The following is a 20987-nucleotide window of genomic DNA, read 5'->3' on the forward strand; positions in this document are numbered from 1 at the left end:
CAATGACAACGAATGAAGAAGACAACACCCCCCGAATCTTGATTGTTGAAGATGATGAGCGTCTGGCCATGTTGACTCAAGATTACTTGGTCAAAAATGGTTTAGAAGTGGCAATTGAAACTGATGGTAATCGTGCTATTCGCCGTATCGTCAATGAGCAACCAGATATGGTTGTACTTGATGTCATGCTACCTGGTAGCGATGGTCTGACTGTCTGCCGTGAAGTGCGTCCGCATTATCAAAATCCAATTTTGATGTTGACTGCACGTACTGAAGACATGGATCAGGTATTGGGTCTTGAGATGGGTGCTGACGATTATGTTGCCAAGCCTGCTCAGCCACGTGTATTGCTTGCCCGTATTCGTGCGCTACTGCGCCGCTCAGAAAATGCACCATCAGAAGATGTGCCACAACGTCTGGAGTTTGGCGAGTTAGTAATTGATAACGGCGGTCGTTCAGTTAACCTAGGTGATGAGTTGGTTGATTTCACCAGTGCTGAATATGATCTACTATGGTTGCTTGCTTCTAACGCAGGTCGTATTCTATCTCGTGAAGATATCTTTGAGCGTCTACGCGGTATTGAGTATGATGGTCAAGATCGTTCAATTGACGTACGTATCTCACGTATTCGTCCAAAAATCGGTGATGATCCAGAAAATCCAAAGCGTATTAAGACCGTACGTAGTAAAGGCTATCTATTCGTAAAAGAAGGCAACTAATATTGTTGCTTCTATAGGTTGATTAATTATTAATCACTATTCGAAAAAACCAGCAACGATGCTGGTTTTTTTGTGGCTAAATTTTAATTTTTAAACTTAAATGCAGTGTTATGTGGTTTAATTAAGCCATTATTATAGACGCTGACTAAATATATGTCATACATATAAGTCTTTGGATGATTGCTGCATATGGATTAAAATACGGTAATTAAAAGTCAAAGTTAAAGTCTATCCCTATTCGATCATGTTCGATATCGTCAAACACATAGCACTACCTATATGTTTGATGATATTGGCAATCTCTATTTATTAAGTTGGTCACGGCACGTATGTCATTAGTCTCTTCTTTAAAACACAGTATTTTTGTTCGTATCTATGCTGGGCTACTTATAGTCTGCTTGTGTGTGGCACTCTTTGCGCAGTTATTGATGGATACCATCAATAAGGAACGTGTGCAGTCCTATCGTGAAAATATGGCAATGGGGGCGTTCCATTTGGTGAGTGAAGGAATCTCTCACCAAAATAGCGAGGAAGAGCGTGAATATTGGTTATCAGATGCGAGCAGTTTGTTTGGTACTACTTTTAAAGTCTTGCCTATTGACGAAGTAGACTTTAGTGCCAGTGAGCTACGCCGCTTTAAAAATGATAATACCGTTGTACGTTATTTTAACCAGCCTGTATATGCAGATGTTTATTATCGTTTGCCGGATAACAAGAGTGTTTTAACAGCGAGAATCTCTCAAGTTACCGAACAGCAAGTGCGGGCAATCGCGGTCTTTTTGTTAGACGATTTGTCTTATCACATGACACTGTCGGACAAACGCGCACGTTTGGCTGAATTGGAGAAGAAGTTTTCTTTTCCTTTAGCGTTCAAAGCAGTCAATACACTTGAGTTAGATTCAGATCAGATGGCTCGTCTGCGTCGTGATGAAGTCGTCATATCACTGCAAGATACTAACAGTAGTACGAGTAACTCTGCTATTAGGGTAATAGTACCCTCTGAAATCAATGATATGGCAATTTTAATTGGGCCTATACCGTTATTTAACTGGTTCCCGCTTAACTTAATTATTAGTATGATTCTTATCAGTATGTTCCTAATTAGCTTAGGTGTATATGCACTCATCTTCCCGCTTGAGCGTAAGCTGCAATTGATTCAGGTAGGTGTGAATGAGGTCAGTCAAGGTAACCTTGATATTCAAGTACAGGTTATTGGTCAAGATGAAATAGCACGTTTGTCAGCGACTTTTAATGCCATGACCTCGCATATTAAGCGTTTGATTGAATCACAGCGAGAGCTTACCCGAGCGGTTTCACATGAGCTTCGTACTCCAGTGGCTCGTATTCGATTTGCCGTAGATATGCTTGCTGATACGGATGACGAAGACTCACGTTTTATGCAGCGTGACTATATTGATGAAGATATTGAATCGCTTAATGGTTTGATTGATGAGATCTTGACCTATGCTAAGCTTGAGGAAGGGTCACCAAAGTTAGATTTAGAACCAGTAAACTTAAGAGAGCTGTTAGAGCAGATCGAGCGCGAAACCAATGCGCTAGGTAAATCTATCAAAATAGTAACCAGTTTACCAAATGCAAAAGTCACAGCAGTTGCGGATAGACGCTACTTACACCGTGTGATTCAGAACCTTGCAGGTAATGCGTTACGCTATGCAGAAACAACCATTATCATTAGTGCAGGTGTCAAAAAAGGCAATGCCTTCGTCAGTGTCGAAGATGATGGACATGGTATTCCTGAAGCAGATCGCGAAAAAGTATTCATTCCATTCTCACGCTTAGATGACAGCCGTACACGCGCGTCAGGTGGCTATGGCCTAGGCTTGTCTATTGTATCGCGTATTGCCTTTTGGTTTAATGGTAGTATGAAGGTAGATGAGAGTCGTGAATTAGGCGGTGCAAGGTTCGTAATGACATGGCCTATGAAACCATTGACGCAAATTCTTGCTGCTGATGAGTTAACGCAAGAGAAAAGCGAGCGCGACTTCGATACTAAGTTGTCAGACTAAACCAAGTTATAGGGCTAAGCTATAAGAGCAAGCTATCAGACTAAATCATCAGACTAAATTATCAGGCTAGGCCATAATTATTAGTCATGTTGCTAAAGAGAATCAGCGGCATCTTAACGGTATAACACGATAGCGCTTTATAGCTAGATGACGCGCACGTCGCTATTTTTAAGACAGTTGGACAATGTCATAGGAGGCATAGGATGCCATATTTATTTGGTGGCTTGGTAGTGTTGAATGCGATTACGTTAGGCTATTATCTATTCTTAAAACAGCCGTCAACGACCCAAACACTACAAGCAGCTCAGGCTGAAATTACCCAGCCATTAGCTTTTACTAACAGTGCTGAGTATATCCCGCCGGCTATTGGTAGCAAAGACTAGCGTTTACCTCTTTGCTTATTCAAATTAAAGTCTCATCGCTATTTTGAATTTGGCACCGTATTATCTACCTCAGATACCTCTTCTACTTCAGCCGCTAGCGTAGTATCTCCAGCGACTTTAGAGAGTAGGGGAATGCGTACACATACTTGTAGCCCACCTTCAGGGTGGTTAATGGCTTCAACAGTACCGTGATGTAATCGTGCAATACGATCAACAATTGCAAGACCTAGTCCGCTACCTTGAGTAGTCCGTGCCGTCTCTCCACGTTCAAACGGTTGCATAATCCGCTCTAATTGATCGTCAGCGACGCCATCACCGCAATCTCGTACACAAATCACTAGCTGTTCTTGAGCTTCTTTGTTCACCACATTTTCGCTGACCACATCCGTATCTTCGTCTTCGACAGTTTCTATAAACGTCGGTACAACCGTTGCCGATAAATAAATAGGTGGTTTTCCATAACGTTTGGCATTATTAACCAAGTTGATAATCAGACGCTTGATAGATAATGGACGTACAGGAACCACCTTGTCGCATTCTGACTCATATACAAACTTCATTGGCGCAAACTGCACCATAATTTCGTTAAATATAGTGTCTAGATTGGTCAAGCTGACTGGCTCATCAGAACCATCTTTCATAAATGAGATGAACTGCTCTAAAATGGCATCCATATCCTCAATATCGTAAATCAGCCCTTCACGAAAAAAATCATCTGGTAGCATCTCTGCGGTCAAACGCATACGTGTCAACGGCGTCCGCAAATCATGTGAGATGCCCGCGAGCATAATAGTTCGCTCTTTTTGCGCTTGATTCAATGTCGTAAACAGTCGGTTAAACGCCATGTTAACTTGACGTATCTCTGTGGGGCCTTTCTGAGTGGGCAGTGTGGTTGCATGACCAAGCCTAATATAGTTAGTAGCTGCACGTTGTAGGTAGCGTAGCGGGCGATTCAACTGACGCGCTAACAGAATAATCGTGAGTAACGATAGGATAGGCAGTCCAATCAAAAACAGCACCAATAACGTTGGGCTATATTGTGAATAGTAAACCACAGGCTCACGTATCCAAAAACTGCTATCACGGCTATCTTGTACCCATAGCTGGGGTGTTGGCTTAAATTTAAAATAAACTTCTACAGGGCGGCCGAGCTGTGCACCGATTTCACGTTGTAATACATCCGTAAAAAAGCTTACGAATGGCTTGTCAGCGACTTCTGGAAAGTCGCTTGGGTTATTCACCACGACGACATGAGAGTGCTGGTAAATCCATTGACGTACTTCGGGACGACCTTGCCAGTCTTTATTGACGCTATTGATCAGCTGTAATTCACTCGTTAAATAACGCGCATGGTTTTTTAACTCTGGCAGATACAGACTGCGCCAAAAGAACAAAATCGATAAGCTCACACTGATAAGCACGATAAAGGCAACCATCAAGGTCGTTAGCCAAGTGTTGGAATAAGAGCGTGGCAGCCAACCTTTACGACGCGGCTTTGGGTTCGGAGAGATCATATGTGTCCAACAGAGTAAAAGAAAAGTTAGTGTGATATAGCGTGTAGCTCTTTAATTGCGATTGCCTTAAAGCTAGTCCGTGCATCAATCTATAGCGGTATATCATAGAATAGCATAATCAACAAATAGTACTGATACAGTATGCAATCGACGAGCGAGCCAAACAGTTATTGGAATAGATATAAAGTTAAGCTTAAGGATAAATGTATTTAGCAATCATCTATTTTTCAGAAAGAGCGACAGTAATCTATAGAATCTAAAGAAAAACTTTAAAAATAAGCCATTATTATCAGTTATATTTTACTTAGGTCGACATTTAAGCTATTGTTAATAAATAATTAAATATGCACAGTTTATGTTTTCAACAAATAAAGACTGTGATATAATTATGCCCTTTTTGGTATACCTGCGAAAGAGAGAATTCACATGGTTGTTATTCGTTTAGCACGGGGCGGTGCCAAGAAACGCCCATTTTATCAAGTAGTTGTTGCTGATCAACGCCGCGCGCGTGACGGTCGCTATATTGAAAACATCGGCTTTTTTAACCCACTCGCTAAAGAGTCTGAAGAAGCAGTACGCCTAAACATGGAAGCGTACAATGCGTGGATCGCAAAAGGTGCACAACCTTCAGATCGCGTTGCTTCATTAGCAAAAGCTTACAACAAGTCTGCAGCTCAAACTGAAGCAACTGCTTAAGTTTTGGTTGTTACTGAGACGTTCATAGCAAAACTATGACATGACTCAGTAGACTTTAGAATACATAGCGTAACTGGTCTGACCAGGGTGCGCCATTAACTGTTTATCGCTTTTGACGCAATTGTTTTTGCAATTGCTGTTTTAATCATTGTTAGGTTAGCTGCTATGTCATCTGTTCCAAACGCTAGTGCCCTTATGAAAATTGGTCAGCTTAAGAAGCCTTACGGCATTAAAGGCTGGCTTTGGGTATTTAGTGATACGGATGACCGTACAGCAATATTCGACATGAAGCCGTGGTGGATGAAAACTGCCACTGGCATGAAACCTTTAACTGTGAAGGCTTGGCGTGAGCAAGGAACAGGAATTGTGGCTCAATTTGAGCAGATTCCTGATCGTAATGTTGCTGAGACTATGAACGGTGTTACCGTTTGGGTCGAACAAAACGTCCTGCCTGAAACAGCTGAAGACGAATATTATTGGTCGGATTTGGTCAGTCTGCGCGTGATGAACGAGCAGGATGAGTATTTAGGTAATATCACTGAAATGTTTGAAACCGGTGCCCATGACATCATGCGTGTAACGGCAAATTCAGACAGTTTGGACAATGAAGAACGCCTGATTCCATGGCATAAGCAGACTGTGATAGAAGTCAATATGACTGAAAAAACAGTGCTTGTGGCATGGCCGAGTGATTACTAATAGCGTTTCTGGCTTTTTAGTCAGACGTTATTATTACTTACACCGATTGTTTTAGCCTTAACGCAAGTAGACATCAGATGTATTTTGCCGTAATTAGTATTTTTCCTGAGATGTTTGCCACGATTCGTGAATTTGGAATCACGGGCCGAGCAGTGACTCAAGAGCAAGTTACGATTGAATGCATTAATCCACGTGATTATACCACCGATAACTATCGCCGTATTGATGAGCGCCCTTATGGGGGTGGTCCTGGGATGGTGATGATGGCTGAGCCATTATCGAAAGCCATTGAGGATGCACGATTGCGTGCCAGTCAACATGGTTGCCGTGTCGATAGTGAGCACTGTCCGGTGATTTATATGTCACCGCAAGGACAGACGCTTAGTGAGAGTAGCGTAGTCAATATGACTGATTACGATGGCATGATTTTATTATGCGGTCGTTATGAAGGTATTGACGAGCGTTTACTATCACAATATGTCGATATGGAAGTATCGTTAGGTGATTACGTGTTGACTGGTGGCGAGTTGCCAGCAATGGTGCTGATGGATAGTGTGATACGTCGTCTGCCCGATATCATGGGTGATGACAAGTCAGCGGAGCAAGACTCTTTTGTCGATGGCTTGCTTGACTGTCCACACTATACTAAGCCGCATGAGTTTGCGGGTATGGCGGTTCCTGAGGTATTACTTTCAGGTCACCATGCCAATATCGCTAAGTGGCGTTTTAGTCAGCAAGTCAGTCGTACGCAAACGCGTCGTCCAGACTTATGGCAAGCGTTTACTCCAACGGTAGAGCAAGCAAAGTGGCTGAAAGCATTGGCCAAAGCAGATAAAAAGTAGATTTTTAAAATCTGACTTTATTGTTACTAGGTTTGATAAACAGTTAAGAAACAGAATTTTGAGCAATAATAAAACGAGTCATCACATAGTGGCCGTTGGTTATAACCCATTTACGTTGTGTCTCACTATAAAGAGATGCGATTAATTATTACAAACAGGTGATATGCGTCAAGCCTCTATTATCTAATGTGAGGAGATAACTCTCATGAGCAACAAGCATCCATTGGTTCAGGTCATCGAAAACGCTCAATTGCTTGAGCGCCCAAACTTTGCACCCGGCGATACCGTTGTGGTACAAGTAAAAGTACGTGAAGGTGAGCGTGAGCGTTTACAGGCTTTTGAAGGCGTTGTAATTGCTAAGCGTAACCGCGGTCTAAACTCAGCGTTTACCGTACGTAAAATCTCAAGCGGCGTTGGTGTTGAGCGTGCATTCCAATTGCATTCACCAATCATCGATAGCATTGAAGTGAAACGCCGCGGTGCTGTTCGCCGTGCGAAACTGTACTACTTACGTGAGCGTTCTGGTAAATCAGCACGTATCCGCGAAAAACTTGCGCCACGTCCAGCTCAGAAAAAAACTGACGCTGGTGTACCTGATGCAGTTGATACTGCACCTGGTATCTAAGCACAAGTTTGCCGTTTTGAATTAGTCCTATAATTTTAGGATTGGCTCAAGACAAGGTAATAGTAGATACAAGCCCTTATTCATAGGTTTATTTATAAATAAGCGGGCCATACCAAAAAAGACGAAACCCCAATCTATGCGAAAGCTAGATTGGGGTTTTTGTATGTATAGCATTAATAATTTGAGTTTTATCAGCTCTGATAGTGCCAGTTATAAGCTAAAGTTTATTGAGCATCAAATGTATCGATGCGGTTGACTTGCTCTTTGGACTTACTGTATTTGCGCAGTCTAATGTATAACGTCTTGGTAACGGTTGCAATGAGCTTTTGCTGCTCATCAACGATATCGACTTTATACTCACGGAATACCGCTTCGCCTTCTTTTGCCAACTCTTGAATAGTAATAATTTCAGAACTAGGTATTTTCATGCGTGCAGTGACTTTGCTACTGCCAGGCGCAACAAAATCAATGTGTGAGCTTTTGTCCCACACTACGTAATTGCTACCCAGTTGGTGCATCAGCATGAGCATATAAAAAGGGTCAACCATCGAATATAAGCTACCACCGAACTGAGTACCGACGATATTTTTGTTCAGAGTATTTAGTCCCATGCTTACCACGCACAAACCCTGATCGAGACTGATATGATCGATTTTGATACCTGCGCCAATGTATGGTGCATAAGTATTAAGGCGCAGCTTTAATAAATGCGGTGTCAGCAATGGCATGATGCTTTGCTTGGCCCGACGTTTCAAGGTCTCAAGGTTGGTAGGTAATACGCTCATAAACTTGTCCTGTTGCCTTTTTTTAATTTTTTGATTGTATCAATAATGCGGTTTTAAACAATGTCACTGAGAAATAAATCGATAAAAAGTATTTATCATAATTAAAAAGTACTCAGCCCGCTAGCTCTAAAGCGTAACCGAAATGACATATTTATGCCCACTTACAGGTAACGATCGTTATTTATTATAACTATCTTTGCTATTCATCTATGTGATAAAAAATCATCTAGATGTAAATAATTATCAATAAAACGGTCGTTTATCCTAATTTAAAGTCTATAAAAGAGAGATTTTTTCCTCATGGTTTTCTATTAAGGTCAATTTTGTCTCAAATAGAAACTTTAGTTTATATATTATAATGAGATACATAGTATCTTTAAATGGTTTTAGGTTCGCATTTCATCAAGTCTTGGCATACAATAGTTCGCAGTTTGTAATAGGCGCTTTGGTCTATGACATTAGAGCAGAGCGTGTGTAGTCAATCAAAGACGTAATCGACACAAGGAAATGTGATGAGTAACCCTCAGACCCCCTCTTCAGGGTCTAATACGCCGACCTCGAACGTAAACCACGACAGTCAAGTACAAGGCAGTTATGTAGATTTGCATAAGTCCAGTGCTAGTTTCGACAGTCGTGATGCTTATCTAAACCATGAATTACAAATCATGCAGCCGAAACGCTGGCGTCCTAATTTACCATTCCGTGATTACCGTTTTGAATACGAAGATACTATTCCAGCAATGGCCGCGACCATCGGTAAAGTTGTTATGGTGGGCGCCATTGCAGCAACCTTTGCAGGTCCACTCGGCTTAGGTGATGCGTTTGTCTTAGAAAACGTGCGATATGAGCTATTGATCGTCTCCTTCTTTATTATTTTATTTTCGGGATTTTTATTGCCGACTGCCAACCTTGCTGGTACTCACGGCCCATTAATCCCTCTGATTCCTATTGTGGTAGCAGCTGGTGGGCACCCGATGGCCTTTGGTTTGCTTATCGGTGCTTTTGGTCTGCTCCTTGCGATTAGTAAAGGGGGGAGTCTACTAGCCAACTTAACCAGTAAAGGTGTGTGCGGTGGCCTATTGATTTACTTGGGCTTTATCGGAACCACATCACAGGTCAAAAATCTCTTTGCTTGGGCAGAAGGGATTGGCATGTCGCATATCGCTTTCTTTATTATTCTGGCGACTATTCTGCTGTATGCATTGCTTGAGCATTGGCAAAAACGCTGGCTCGCGGTTCCGCTAAGCTGTGTGTTAGGTGGAGGTCTTGCATTTGCATTGGGCGCACCTTTTGAGTTCAAAACAGCGCCAGGTCTACCAAACATGAATCCAATGTATTGGTGGGGCGAAAACACAGGTTGGATGTTAGGTCTGCCGACGATTGAAAGCTTCATTGTAGTACTGCCGTTTGCTATTTTGGCCGTGGCAATGTGGTCGCCAGATTTCTTGGGCCATCAAGTATTCCAAAAAATCAGCTATCCTAAGCGTACTGAAAAAGTGCTTATGGATATTGATGACACCATGACCAGTGCTTCATTTCGTCAGGTAGTCGGCTCTGTATTGGGCGGCTCCAACTTTGCGTCATCTTGGGGAACGTATATTGTTCCTGCGGCGATTGCTAAACGTCCAATTCCTGCCGGTGCTTTATTGACGGCTCTATTTTGTATTATCGCAGGGGTTTGGGGCTATCCAATGGATTTAGCCATCTGGCAACCAGTGATGTGTGTGGCCTTGATCGTTGGGGTGTTTATTCCATTACTAGAAGCTGGTATGGAGATGACGCGTGAAGGTAAAACCACGCAGTCTGCTGCTATCGTAGTATTCGCGTCGGCATTGGTTAACCCAGCCTTTGGTTGGTCGCTCACGTTGTTGCTTGATAACTTGGGCTTGATTGGCTCTAAAGAACGTAGTGCGAATTTGACTAAGATGAGCCGCTGGATCATACCGGGTATTATGTTCCTGGTACTGACAGGCGTCATGGCTATCGTTGGTATGCTGCCGGGTATCCCAGCATTGATGGCTAACTTCCGTCATTAGTAGTATGTGATTGAATAAACGATAATAGAACAGACTAAGCCGGCGAAAGCTGGCTTTTTTATGGGTAGCACTGCGATAATAATTGGCTTGTAAAACAATGACTCCCGCCCCATAACTAGCAGTATTACTAAGATTTTTAAGAGCAACAAATTCTATGGTTAATGTCTCAGAATCGAGTCCTGTCGATGATAAAAAAGCCCGTCTTAAGCATCTGATTAAACGCCTTCCTAACTTGCCAGGAGTGTATAAGATGCTGGGTAAGAACGGCGATATATTATACGTTGGTAAAGCTAAGTCGCTAAAAAGTCGGGTAAATAGCTATTTTGCCAAAACGATAGATCATCCAAAGACACGGGCGCTAGTGGCACGGATTCACAATATTGAGACTATCATTACGCGTAGTGAGACCGAAGCGCTATTGCTCGAGCAGAATCTAATCAAAGAGCACCGTCCACCTTATAACGTGCTGCTGCGTGATGATAAATCCTATCTGTATGTGTTTATCTCAGCCGATAAGCCTTATCCACGTTTGGCCTACGGTCGCGGTAAAGGTAATCATCAAAAAGGTCGATTCTTTGGCCCGTTCCCCTCTGCACATGCGGCAAAAGAAACGTTGGTATTGATGCAAAAAATGTTTCAAATGCGTCAATGTACCAACACCTTTTTTAAGCAGCGTCAGCGTCCTTGCCTTGAGTATCAGATTAAACGTTGCCGTGCGCCCTGTGTCGGTTTGGTATCGCCAGAAGAGTACGCAGAAGATGTGAACAATACCATCCGTTTTTTAAAAGGCGACTCTAGTGACATCCATAGTACGCTGATTGAAAAGATGGAAGCGTCAGCTGAAGCGTTAGATTTTGAAAAGGCGGTATTTTATCGCGATCAGCTGTCCATGCTACGTGAAGTACAAGCAAGGCAAGCAGTCTACACAGTACAAGGTGAGGCAGATGTGATTGCCATTGCCAGTCAGGCTGGCATGACCTGTGTGAACGTACTGACGGTACGTGGTGGACGTGTATTGGGTGGAAAAAATTATTTCCCAGATGTGGATAGTAGTGAGTCGTTAGCAGATAATTTATCGGCTTTTATTACGTCATTTTATTTCCAAGTGACCGATGATTTGCCCGCTGAAATCATATTGAGCCATCAGATACCAGATCAAGTGGCAGTAAGTGAAGCATTGGCAACGCATTTCGGTAATAAAGTAGTCATCAAGACCAATGTGCGTGAGCACCGTTCAGAGTGGCTGGACTTAGCAACACTAAATACCAGTAATGCATTAAAAACCAAGCTTGGCGATTATCTAGAGCTACATGCGCGCTTTGGTGCGCTAAAAGACGTACTGGCGACTGTCACTGATCGGACGATTGATCGTATTGAATGCTTCGATATCTCACATACGATGGGTGAGGCGACCATTGGTAGCTGCGTGGTGTTTGACCAAGGTGGCTCGCGCCGTCGTGATTACCGTCAGTATGCTATTCATGATATTCAAGGTGGCGATGACTATGCAGCGATGAAGCAAGTGCTGACCAGACGTTATAAGAAGCAGCCATTGCCGGATTTGCTATTGGTTGATGGTGGTAAAGGTCAGCTTGGTATTGCCAAAGAAGTATTAACTGAGTTGGGTATTCTTGATGACACCTTGCTCATTAGTGTGGCAAAAGGGGAAGGGCGCAAGGCTGGGCTTGAGGTATTGCACTTTATCAATCATGAGCCGTTAGATCTACCGATGGATAGCAAAGCATTGCACTTGCTGATGCATATTCGTGATGAGGCGCATCGTTTTGCGATTACCGCTCACCGTAAAAAACGGGATAAGCGTCGCTCTTCATCAGTGCTAGAGGTGATACCGGGACTGGGCGAGAAACGTCGTCGTGACTTGCTCAATCATTTTGGTGGTATGCAGCAGCTGCTTGGCGCTTCACAGCAAGAGTTGGCAGGCGTACAAGGAATCGGACCAGTACTCGCAAAAACGGTTTATAAAGTACTGCATGAGTAATGGATTAGATATTATCAACCAGCAGTTTTTATTGATTGTCTATAAATACGATTGTGTGGAAATTAAACAAAAAAGGGGTAGTCTTGGAGAATTTTACTTATCCAAGACTACCCCTTTTTTAATAAGCTTTTACTACTTATCAGTTTCTACTTTATAAGTGGTAAACTTAAAGCTTAAATCGCTTTTTTCATCGTGCATTTGCTCAGATTCGTCTGCTACTTTAAAGCGTTCTGGCAACTCAGGATAAAATGCATCGCCGTCAGCAATGTCAGTATCTACATGAGTCAGCTCAATACGGTCGGTGTACATCAGAGCGTCACTAAATACTCGCTCGCCGCCAATCACCCAAATCGTATCGAGATGCGCGCCATGAGAAAGGCTAGCTGCTTGTGTCAGAGCATCGTCTAGGTTGTGTACCACATAAGCATTGCTGCTATCTGCAAGACCTTTTGTCTCAGCATAATCCATCTGTGTCGTGACAATAAAGCTCACACGCTTGGGTAATGGTTTGCTCCCCATTGACTCAAATGTCTTACGACCCATAATCACGATACCTTGAATCTTACTATCGTTTTCTTTGGTCGTCATGCTTTTGAAATGTTGCAAATCTGCTGAGATATGCCACGGCAGCTCATTGTTTTTGCCGATACAGCGATTGCTACTAATAGCAGCGATTTGGGCAACTTCGGTATGGGCATAGCTCATAATATATCCTTTTTATTATATTCTTAAATTTTGCTCTTATTTGGCGTAGTTAACCAGACTAACTTTATACGGCAACTTTGGCTTTGATAGCAGGGTGCGACTCATAGTCATTGACGTTAATGTCTTCGTACTCAAACGCAAATATGTCCTTTACTTCAGGGTTCAAAGACAATGTCGGCAATTTATATAGCGAGCGTGTCAACTGTAGCTCGGCCTGCTCACGGTGGTTTTGATAAATATGACAATCACCACCTGTCCAAACAAACTCTCCAACTTCTAGACCACACACCTGCGCGATCATATGAGTCAATAGCGCATAGCTCGCAATATTAAAAGGCACGCCTATGAAATTTACAACCCCTAATTTATGCACAAGTCGTTTTATTTTCTAATGTAGAGCGCTACATTCCGACTGTGCATTTTTAATTCTGCACAATACGGTCTGTGTAAACGGTCAGTTGTCCTTACCAGCAACATCAACATTATTCGATTTACCGAGTAGAGTGTCTTGATAAGAGATATTATATCTTATCAAGACATATAATACACTTAGCCCAATACTAAAACTCACCCTAAAGCCCGATCAACCAATGTATCGGTAAGCTGAGCTTGCGTCTCTTGAGACTGCTGTAACTTAACTTTTAACTGATCGCAAATAGCCATTAATTCATCGACTTTGGCAACGATGCGGTGTTGTTCAGTGAGAGGTGGCACTGGTAAAACCCAGTTTGAAATTACGCCCATACCGATATTAGCTTGGTTAGCAGAACCAGTTGATTGATTAAATATAGGGTTTTTAAGCTGAGGTTCTTTTAAAGCAATATTTAAAAAATTCACATTGATTAGTATGGGTCGCAATCTACATAAACGCTGGTTAAGATAAAGTTGTTGATCTAACAAATGGGTATCTAAGACTACTAACGAATATTAGTAATCTTCTTTCCCATTAGTACCTGTCATTGTTAATAATATATCGTCAGTATTTATTCGATAGTCTTGGGTACTTTCGGCTAAACCTTCTGGAATATAGACACTATTTTTATCTAATCTCAAATTATCAGGACGAATATTTCCCATTCTAATAACTTGGTAAGTTCCAACATCTAAAAACTCTTTGCTTTTGTATGCAAAGCCTCCTTTGAGATGAGCAATATCATTAACTCGGCCCCATACCCAACCTGTCCGTAATTTGAAAGGTTTCTCTTCATCTGTGATAGCAGGTAAAGGCTTTTCTTTCTTAATCTTTTTCTCTCTAATCAACTGCTCTTTTTCTTCACCTATCTTTTCTAACAACACCGAAGCAGATTCATCATCTAGATTCTGCGGAACTAATTTACCCATCACTGCCAATTGCAGCACAGTTTGCTTTAAAGCTTCGATGCTTTGCTCGGTGGTAAATAGGCTATCGAAATGCTCAGCAATTCTTGCCCAGTTTTTTGCCAATTCATCAGCATCAGCACTATCTGTCAACGTGGCTAATAGTACATCTACAAGCGTAGCGTGAGCCTCGATACTGGCTTCGGTTTGCTGCTCTAGCTGATCACACAACAGCATGAGTTCATCGACTTTAGCGACGATGCGTTTTTGTTCTAATAAGGGTGCAACAGGACAAATAAGTGTAAATAGTTTTTTCTGGTATATAGCAGAAACGTTTGTTGTACTTGATTTCAGCTCATTTAAAAGAAGCTTACCTGATGCAGATCTAAACCAATAATCAAGAAACTCGGGAAGAATCTTTGATATTCTAGCTCTCATTATATTATTATTATAAATAATTACCTCTTCCGGCATATCACGTATTACACAGGTTTTCCCAACAAGCTCTTGACTATTCCGAGTATTAAATAAAAAGTCACCTTCATAAAGCCTATACTTTTCTTTTTCAGTTTCACTCACATTTACTCGAGCTAAAGTATCCCAGTTCAACCCTCCGCTATTGTTGATATTATTCATTTTAAAGTACATATGTTCAAATTCATTTGACTGCTCTGCTTTACCTCGATCCAAACCTACCTGAGTACTTATAGTTAGATTAACGAATCTCTCCCATTCCCAATTTTTTGGTTTATTAAACGGTTTTTCAGACTCCATCATCTTCGGTAAAGGTTTATTTTTTTTAATACTATCGTCTTTAATTGGTACAGATAGCTCTTGAAATATTTTCTCTAACAAAACAGATGCAGGCTCATCATTAGCATCTTGTGGTACCAGCTTGCCACGCACCGCTAACTCCAAGATCAGCTCACGTAATTTTTTAATACCGTATAGCTCATACTTTTTGCTACTGCCACGCCCACTAGTCGATTTAGCCAATATAGCGCTAGTCCAGATATCGATATGTTCAGTGATCAACTGCTCTGGTTTGTTTGCGTCTTTACCCACCTCTAAGCTCGTTTTTACATTCATAGCTACTTGTCCTCTGTCGTGTTAGCAGACAGCGCAGCGCCCAGTACATCTTTTAATTGGCTGCGTAAAGTATCGATACTCTGTTGTTGTTTGGCATAGTCAGCGAGTAATTTATTAGGGTCATAATCAATGACTTGATCAACAAACGGATTTTTTATATCAAAATTAAATATAGCATTGAATATACTATCGCCAGCCTGTTGGCTATTGTTAGCATCACGGCGCAGATTATTGATTTTAGTTTCTAGCGCTTCAACTTTTTTTAGGTTATCAGGCTTTAACTCATCGCTGGCAGCTTTTAGTTCTGCACGTAACACTTTAAGATTAGGCTCTAAAGCACTGACTTCACCTAAGAGTACTTTTGCTTTGTCCCAGTGTGGCTTTGCATCTTTTTCAGCTGTTTTACGCTTACTGCTGAAGTCAACTTTCCAAGCGTGATCATTTTCAACACGACTGGCGAAGCCGTCAGATTCATTGCCCCACCAATCAATCTCGGTTTGAAACTCTTCAAACTTCATTGGTTTGGTTTTGCTGTAGTTTTTGACGCCTTCAGGATAAGGATGCTCATAAAACCAAATATCTTTGGTTGGCTGACCTTTGGTAAAGAAGAGAATATTGGTCTTAATACCCGTATAAGGGTTAAACACACCGTTTGGTAAGCGCACGATGGTATGCAGATTACACTCTTCTGTCAGCATTTTCTTTAGCTTGGTTTTTACTCCTTCACCAAACAAGGTGCCATCAGGTAATACGACGGCAGCGCGGCCTTTATCTTTCAAGACCTCAATGATTAATTGTAAAAACAAATCAGCCGTTTCGCGTGTTTGGAACTCAGCAGGGAAGTTCTTTTCGATACCGTGCTCTTCAGTGCCGCCAAAAGGCGGATTAGTTACGATGACATCAATATCACTGTCCCAGCTCGACAGCGGCTTATTTAGAGTGTTATCGTGGCGTATCTGTACGGGTACTTCGATACCATGCAGCATCATATTGGTTGTACAGAGCAAATGCGGCAGTTGTTTCTTTTCAAACCCCAAAATCTGCTGCTGTAGCGCTTGATGATCTTCGGCAGTTTCGACATAGTTGTTTTTGACATGATCAAATGAGCAGGCCAAAAATCCACCTGTACCACAAGCTGGATCCATAACGCGCTCACCGAGCTTTGGATCTACACGGTCAACGATGAAGCGTGTCACAGCACGAGGGGTATAAAACTCACCTGCATTGCCTGCACTCTGTAAATCACGCAACAGTTGCTCATAGATATCACCAAATAGATGGCGCTCATCTGAACGATTGAAGTCCACTTCGTTGAGTTTATTAATCACTTGGCGTAGCAGCGTACCGTTTTTCATATAGTTGTAGGCATCGCTCAAACCTTGACGCACCACAAATCCACGTGGGTTGGTATCTACTGGCGCTGTCAGGTTTTTTAGCTCAACGAATATTTCATCATTTACGAACTCTAGTAACTCATCACCAGTGATACCTTCGGGATCAGCTGCCCAATTACGCCAAAGGTATTGCTCAGGGATGGGGCTCTTATAGTTTTCTTGTTCGAACTCAAGCGCTTCTTCTTGTGCATCAAATATCTTGAGAAACAATAACCATGACAATTGGCTTAAACGTTGGGCATCACCATCGACACCAGCATCTTGACGCATGATATCTTGAATAGACTTAATAACTGAACTGATTGACATGTAGTTTCTCTTTTCAATAAACAGTATGAATAAAACAAGCCTCAATAAGAGGCTTAGATATATGGATTGTAGCTAATTTTTTCTAGTTGCTTAAGCTTGTTTGGGTGGCGGTGCCCAATAGATTTCACTTTCAAGATCACTAATGGCTTGCTGATAATCTTGTTTACTACCGAAGCCTTCTCTGACAATTTCCATCGGACTACCTAATTGATCAAGTGGTTTTACTTTAAGCACGTTTAGGCTTTCGATCTCTTCTACACCCGCATCAGCATACTTATCGAGCAAGGCATTTAGTACTTTTTGAGCAGTGTCTGAATACTTGGTAAAGTAATTGCGCTTCTTAACTTCATTCGCACGTTCACGACGCGTCAAGGGTGGCTGGTCATATACCACATGGCAAATTAGGTCGAAGGGGTCCATGTCTGAACCGACCTCTTCCTGTAGTGCTTCCCAAATAATACCAGCATTTGCCAGCTCATCAATGATGGTTTGTTTGCGCTCAGTATCGTTCCAACGCTTGGTAAACTCGTCCAAACTAGCGAACTGCTTAGTGAAAGTTTTGCGAGTATAGTCCTGAAAAGACTCGGTGACTAGCTTACCATCAGTATCATAATACTGGATACGCTGTGCCGTTACTTTTACAGCTACACCTTTCACATGGTATTTTTTCGCGGGTTCACTGACACCTATGTCATCACCCATACCAGCCCCTAAATCAAAGCCACTCTTATCATCTTGGGTTGTGTAGGCCAGATCAGTACCATTAGCAATATCTAACTCTGCGTCTGATTCTCCATCGACCACTTCGTCTAGCTCAGCACTTCCTTCATTAATTTGTGCTGGCGTCACGGTCATGATACGTTCAGGAATACCATCGAAGCGCTCATCTGCAAATAGCTCAGTCGCTTTTTTGAAGTCAAGAATCGTAAACCATAGCTTGCCGTATTTATCATTGATACGAGTGCCACGGCCAATAATTTGCTTAAACTTAGTCATCGATTTGATGTTTTGATCTAACACGATAAGCTTACAAGTTTGTGCATCAACGCCTGTTGTCATTAGCTCTGACGTCGTCGCTATTACTGGATAAGGTTTCTTTGGATTGATGAAGTTATCAAGCTGTGCTTTGCCCAACTCATCATCGCCCGTGATTTTCATGACATACTTTTCGTTCTTTTTGACCTGCTCGGGATTGCAGTTAATCAGAGCACGGCGCATACGCTCTGCATGATCAATATCATTACAGAACACAATGGTTTTGGCCATTGGGTCAGTACGCTCAAGGTAGCTTGTGATGGTCTGAGCCACCAATTCAGTACGCTCATCAATCACCAGACTACGATCAAAGTCTTTTTGGTTATAGATACGATCTTCAATCAACTCACCATGCCTATCTGTCTGTCCTTTGGTTGGACGCCAGCCTTGTAGGTCGACATCGATATCAATTCGAACCACTTTATAGGGCGCTAAAAACCCATCTTCGATACCCTGTTTTAGGGTATAGGTATAAACAGGATCCCCAAAGTAATAAGAATTAGATACCTCTTCAGTCTCTTTAGGTGTTGCTGTTAAGCCTACTTGTGTGGCGCTATTGAAATACTCCAATATCTCACGCCAAGCACTGTCTTCCGCAGCGCTACCTCGGTGGCACTCATCAATGACAATCAGGTCAAAGAAGTCTGGTGCGACCTGCTTAAAGGCTTTCTGATGCTCTTCTGGACCTGTTAACGCTTGATATAAGCCTAAATGAATCTCGAAGGCTGGATCAACGGTACGGCCTTCTATTTTGGTCATCGCAGTGCCGAAAGGCTGAAAGTCATTTACCCGTGTTTGATCGACCAAAATATTACGATCTGCTAAAAACAAGATACGTTTCTTTTCTCTAGCCTTCCACAGACGCCAGATGATTTGAAATGCAGTGTAAGTTTTACCCGTCCCTGTTGCCATTACGAGCAGGATGCGATCCTGTCCACGAGAAATGGCTTCTATGGTCTTATTGATGGCTTGTAGTTGATAGTAGCGCGGTGATTTACCACTGCCATCATCATGATAGTCTTGAGTGATGATAGGTAGCTGAGATTGCGTATAGCCTTTCCACTGACAGTACTTATCCCATAGCTCAGCTGGCGTCGGGAAGTCTGCTAGTGAAATCTCAGTTTCGAGGGTAGTAGTACTAGTCTTATCATGAAAAATAAAGCCATCACCATTGGATGAAAACACAAACGGCACTTCGAGCAGCCCAGCATAATCAAGCGCTTGCTGCATCCCTTTACCAATAGAGTGTTTGTTTGCTTTGGCTTCGATAACCGCAAGTGGCAGATTAGGCTTGTGATATAGAACGATATCAGCAGACTTGACCGTCTTACGCACTGCCATTTGACCACGGACAATAACCTTCCCATCACGAAGCTTCACCTCTTCGCGAATTTGAGTCATGTCATCCCAACCTGAGCTTTTAATGGCAGGTAGAATAAACTTGCTGATAATATCTGTTTCAGATAATTCTAATTTGTTGATACCAGCCATGGCAGTAGGCTTCCTATCTAGCTAGTGTTGGGGGTAATTTATACTTTAACATATGTTGTGTCTTATTTTTCTATTGGAGTATCAATCTTAAGTACTTAAAGACCTTTGATATGATATTAGTGCATAATTAACGTGATATAAAAATACTATGGTATTAGCTTAGCGGTAACTAACTTATACTTTAATTCTAATAGTTACCATTTTAAGAAATAGCATTAGGTAATAATTGTATATTTATTTTAAGGTAGTATACATTTCATCTTCTACTTACATTCACAGATGACTACTACGTTTAGTCACAATTAACTGATAATCTAAGGAACATATGTCCGACATTAACTTTAATCAACGTCTAAATAGGTTAGAAGAGCGCAGGAAAGGTTCTAATTTTAGTTACTCATTTGATGGTCTCAATGAAGATACAGTTTTAAAAAGAGAACTTGATACCTTAAAAGAGTCTATGGAAAGCTGGCAGTCCGCATCAGATAAACCGTCTGTACGTTATGCTTTAGGTGCAATGCAAGAAGTAGGAAAGCGTTATACGGAGATATCCGTTGAAACTGCAGTTAGAGTTCAAAAACAGCTTAAATCTAGGTTGATGGATAATCATGGTATAAATACTGAGTATAGACTCCAAGGCTCTGTACCTTTGAACGTACATATAAAGGGTATTAGTGATGTTGATTTACTTGTTATTGATGAGTCGCATTATAGATCAGAGCATTATTTGGAAACTTTGCGTTCTCAAGATATTACAGAAATAAGCAAATTAAGAGCAGCATGTCACATTCAATTAAAAAGTGCCTACCCTGCAGTAACAGTTGACAATACTGGTGCCAAATGTATTAAGTTAGTAGGTGGTTCGCTTCAACGTGAAGTTGATGTTGTGCCTTCTCACTGGGTAAGAACAGATAAATACCAACAAGAAAAAAAGGCGTATGATCTTGGAGTCAACATACTTGATAGTAAAACTCCAACTACTTTGATGAACTTACCTTTTAGACATATTTACCTTATTGATACTAGGTGTAGGTATTTAACAGAGGGTGGGCTGAAAAAGTCTATACGGCTGTGTAAGACTTTAAAGGCCGACTTAATTACAGAAGGTTCTAAAATACACCTCAGTAGCTTTGATATAGCATCTATTATGTATCATGCAAACTTAGATAACTTAAAAAAAGGTAGTCATTACCCGTTAGCAGTTGTATTAGAGACACAAAGATTTTTCGATTATTTATATAATAAACCCCACTCTCAACTTGAAATAAGCAAATCAAACTGAAGAGGCGGATTACCAAGTTTTTTGTTGAGTACAAAGCACA

15 protein-coding genes and 2 pseudogenes are annotated in these 20987 nt (G+C 41.7%); 10 read left to right on the forward strand and 7 right to left on the reverse strand.

Annotation, left to right across the window (positions count from 1 at the left end; genetic code table 11):
• Positions 1-2: 2 nt before the first annotated feature.
• The 3 genes from QO187_RS08025 (at position 3) to QO187_RS08035 (ending at position 3129) form a co-directional block, all read left to right on the forward strand.
• On the forward strand, positions 3-719 hold the full coding sequence (locus tag QO187_RS08025) for a response regulator (protein WP_057761994.1): 717 nt from the start codon (positions 3-5) through the stop codon (positions 717-719).
• A 329-nt stretch (positions 720-1048) separates the two neighbouring features.
• The gene (locus tag QO187_RS08030) at positions 1049-2746 is read left to right on the forward strand and encodes an ATP-binding protein (RefSeq protein ID WP_371547943.1); all 1698 of its coding nucleotides are present in this window, start codon (positions 1049-1051) and stop codon (positions 2744-2746) included.
• Positions 2747-2949: 203 nt separating this feature from the next.
• The gene (locus tag QO187_RS08035; protein WP_201548390.1) at positions 2950-3129 is read left to right on the forward strand and encodes a hypothetical protein; all 180 of its coding nucleotides are present in this window, start codon (positions 2950-2952) and stop codon (positions 3127-3129) included.
• Positions 3130-3167: 38 nt separating this feature from the next.
• Here the strand turns inward: QO187_RS08035 and QO187_RS08040 are convergent, their stop codons facing one another.
• Complete coding sequence (locus QO187_RS08040; RefSeq protein WP_371547946.1) at positions 3168-4643, reverse strand: ATP-binding protein; 1476 nt, start codon at positions 4641-4643, stop codon at positions 3168-3170.
• A gap of 426 nt (positions 4644-5069) precedes the next feature.
• On the opposite strand from QO187_RS08040, the gene rpsP reads away from it, so the two are divergent.
• The 4 genes from rpsP to rplS all read left to right on the forward strand — a co-directional run bounded on the left by rpsP (position 5070) and on the right by rplS (position 7505).
• Positions 5070-5339 (forward strand): 30S ribosomal protein S16, encoded by a 270-nt coding sequence (gene rpsP, locus QO187_RS08045; RefSeq protein ID WP_021812802.1) that lies wholly within the window; start codon positions 5070-5072, stop codon positions 5337-5339.
• Positions 5340-5504: 165 nt separating this feature from the next.
• Positions 5505-6038: a ribosome maturation factor RimM gene (rimM, locus tag QO187_RS08050; protein ID WP_101205950.1), complete on the forward strand. Its 534-nt coding sequence runs from the start codon at positions 5505-5507 to the stop codon at positions 6036-6038.
• 77 nt (positions 6039-6115) lie between these two features.
• The gene (trmD, locus tag QO187_RS08055) at positions 6116-6880 is read left to right on the forward strand and encodes a tRNA (guanosine(37)-N1)-methyltransferase TrmD (RefSeq protein ID WP_102092093.1); all 765 of its coding nucleotides are present in this window, start codon (positions 6116-6118) and stop codon (positions 6878-6880) included.
• Between the two features lie 205 nt (positions 6881-7085).
• A complete protein-coding gene (rplS, locus tag QO187_RS08060) occupies positions 7086-7505 on the forward strand; it encodes a 50S ribosomal protein L19 (RefSeq protein WP_101205948.1) in 420 nt (139 codons plus the stop codon).
• A 224-nt stretch (positions 7506-7729) separates the two neighbouring features.
• Here the strand turns inward: rplS and QO187_RS08065 are convergent, their stop codons facing one another.
• A complete protein-coding gene (locus QO187_RS08065) occupies positions 7730-8290 on the reverse strand; it encodes a DUF4442 domain-containing protein (protein WP_102093128.1) in 561 nt (186 codons plus the stop codon).
• Positions 8291-8802: 512 nt separating this feature from the next.
• Between QO187_RS08065 and QO187_RS08070 the strand changes: the two genes are divergently transcribed.
• Positions 8803-10326, forward strand: a complete 1524-nt coding sequence (locus QO187_RS08070) for a DUF3360 family protein (RefSeq protein ID WP_371547949.1) — start codon at positions 8803-8805, stop codon at positions 10324-10326.
• A gap of 154 nt (positions 10327-10480) precedes the next feature.
• Positions 10481-12325 (forward strand): excinuclease ABC subunit UvrC, encoded by a 1845-nt coding sequence (uvrC, locus tag QO187_RS08075; protein ID WP_371547950.1) that lies wholly within the window; start codon positions 10481-10483, stop codon positions 12323-12325.
• 132 nt (positions 12326-12457) lie between these two features.
• On the opposite strand, the gene QO187_RS08080 is transcribed toward uvrC, so the two are convergent.
• The 5 genes and pseudogenes from QO187_RS08080 to hsdR form a co-directional block, all read right to left on the reverse strand.
• Positions 12458-13030 (reverse strand): dihydrofolate reductase, encoded by a 573-nt coding sequence (locus tag QO187_RS08080; protein WP_371547952.1) that lies wholly within the window; start codon positions 13028-13030, stop codon positions 12458-12460.
• A 64-nt stretch (positions 13031-13094) separates the two neighbouring features.
• Complete coding sequence (gene thyA / locus QO187_RS08085) at positions 13095-13370, reverse strand: thymidylate synthase (protein WP_371547954.1); 276 nt, start codon at positions 13368-13370, stop codon at positions 13095-13097.
• Between the two features lie 227 nt (positions 13371-13597).
• Positions 13598-15436 (reverse strand): annotated as a pseudogene (locus tag QO187_RS08090) (restriction endonuclease subunit S).
• Between the two features lie 281 nt (positions 15437-15717).
• Positions 15718-17139, reverse strand: a pseudogene (locus QO187_RS08095) (N-6 DNA methylase); the annotation flags it as partial.
• Positions 17140-17229: 90 nt separating this feature from the next.
• On the reverse strand, positions 17230-19656 hold the full coding sequence (gene hsdR, locus QO187_RS08100; RefSeq protein ID WP_197707693.1) for an EcoAI/FtnUII family type I restriction enzme subunit R: 2427 nt from the start codon (positions 19654-19656) through the stop codon (positions 17230-17232).
• Positions 19657-19990: 334 nt separating this feature from the next.
• Here hsdR and QO187_RS08105 point away from each other — a divergent pair, with 334 nt between their 5' ends.
• Positions 19991-20947 carry a hypothetical protein gene (locus tag QO187_RS08105; RefSeq protein ID WP_371547956.1) on the forward strand — a complete coding sequence of 319 codons (957 nt, stop codon included), beginning with the start codon at positions 19991-19993 and terminating at the stop codon, positions 20945-20947.
• The last annotated feature ends 40 nt before the right edge of the window (positions 20948-20987 follow it).

It is taken from the genome of Psychrobacter sp. Arc9 (assembly GCF_041431295.1).
GTDB lineage: Bacteria > Pseudomonadota > Gammaproteobacteria > Pseudomonadales > Moraxellaceae > Psychrobacter.

Excerpts from the sequence above, each read along its gene's own strand:
- QO187_RS08025 (WP_057761994.1), top strand. The coding sequence starts at position 3 with ATGACAACGAATGAAGAAGACAACACCCCCCGAATCTTGATTGTTGAA.
- QO187_RS08030 (WP_371547943.1), top strand. The coding sequence starts at position 1,049 with ATGTCATTAGTCTCTTCTTTAAAACACAGTATTTTTGTTCGTATCTAT.
- QO187_RS08035 (WP_201548390.1), top strand. The coding sequence starts at position 2,950 with ATGCCATATTTATTTGGTGGCTTGGTAGTGTTGAATGCGATTACGTTA.
- QO187_RS08040 (WP_371547946.1), bottom strand. The coding sequence starts at position 4,643 with ATGATCTCTCCGAACCCAAAGCCGCGTCGTAAAGGTTGGCTGCCACGC.
- rpsP (WP_021812802.1), top strand. The coding sequence starts at position 5,070 with ATGGTTGTTATTCGTTTAGCACGGGGCGGTGCCAAGAAACGCCCATTT.
- rimM (WP_101205950.1), top strand. The coding sequence starts at position 5,505 with ATGTCATCTGTTCCAAACGCTAGTGCCCTTATGAAAATTGGTCAGCTT.
- trmD (WP_102092093.1), top strand. The coding sequence starts at position 6,116 with ATGTATTTTGCCGTAATTAGTATTTTTCCTGAGATGTTTGCCACGATT.
- rplS (WP_101205948.1), top strand. The coding sequence starts at position 7,086 with ATGAGCAACAAGCATCCATTGGTTCAGGTCATCGAAAACGCTCAATTG.
- QO187_RS08065 (WP_102093128.1), bottom strand. The coding sequence starts at position 8,290 with ATGAGCGTATTACCTACCAACCTTGAGACCTTGAAACGTCGGGCCAAG.
- QO187_RS08070 (WP_371547949.1), top strand. The coding sequence starts at position 8,803 with ATGAGTAACCCTCAGACCCCCTCTTCAGGGTCTAATACGCCGACCTCG.
- uvrC (WP_371547950.1), top strand. The coding sequence starts at position 10,481 with ATGGTTAATGTCTCAGAATCGAGTCCTGTCGATGATAAAAAAGCCCGT.
- QO187_RS08080 (WP_371547952.1), bottom strand. The coding sequence starts at position 13,030 with ATGAGCTATGCCCATACCGAAGTTGCCCAAATCGCTGCTATTAGTAGC.
- QO187_RS08105 (WP_371547956.1), top strand. The coding sequence starts at position 19,991 with ATGTCCGACATTAACTTTAATCAACGTCTAAATAGGTTAGAAGAGCGC.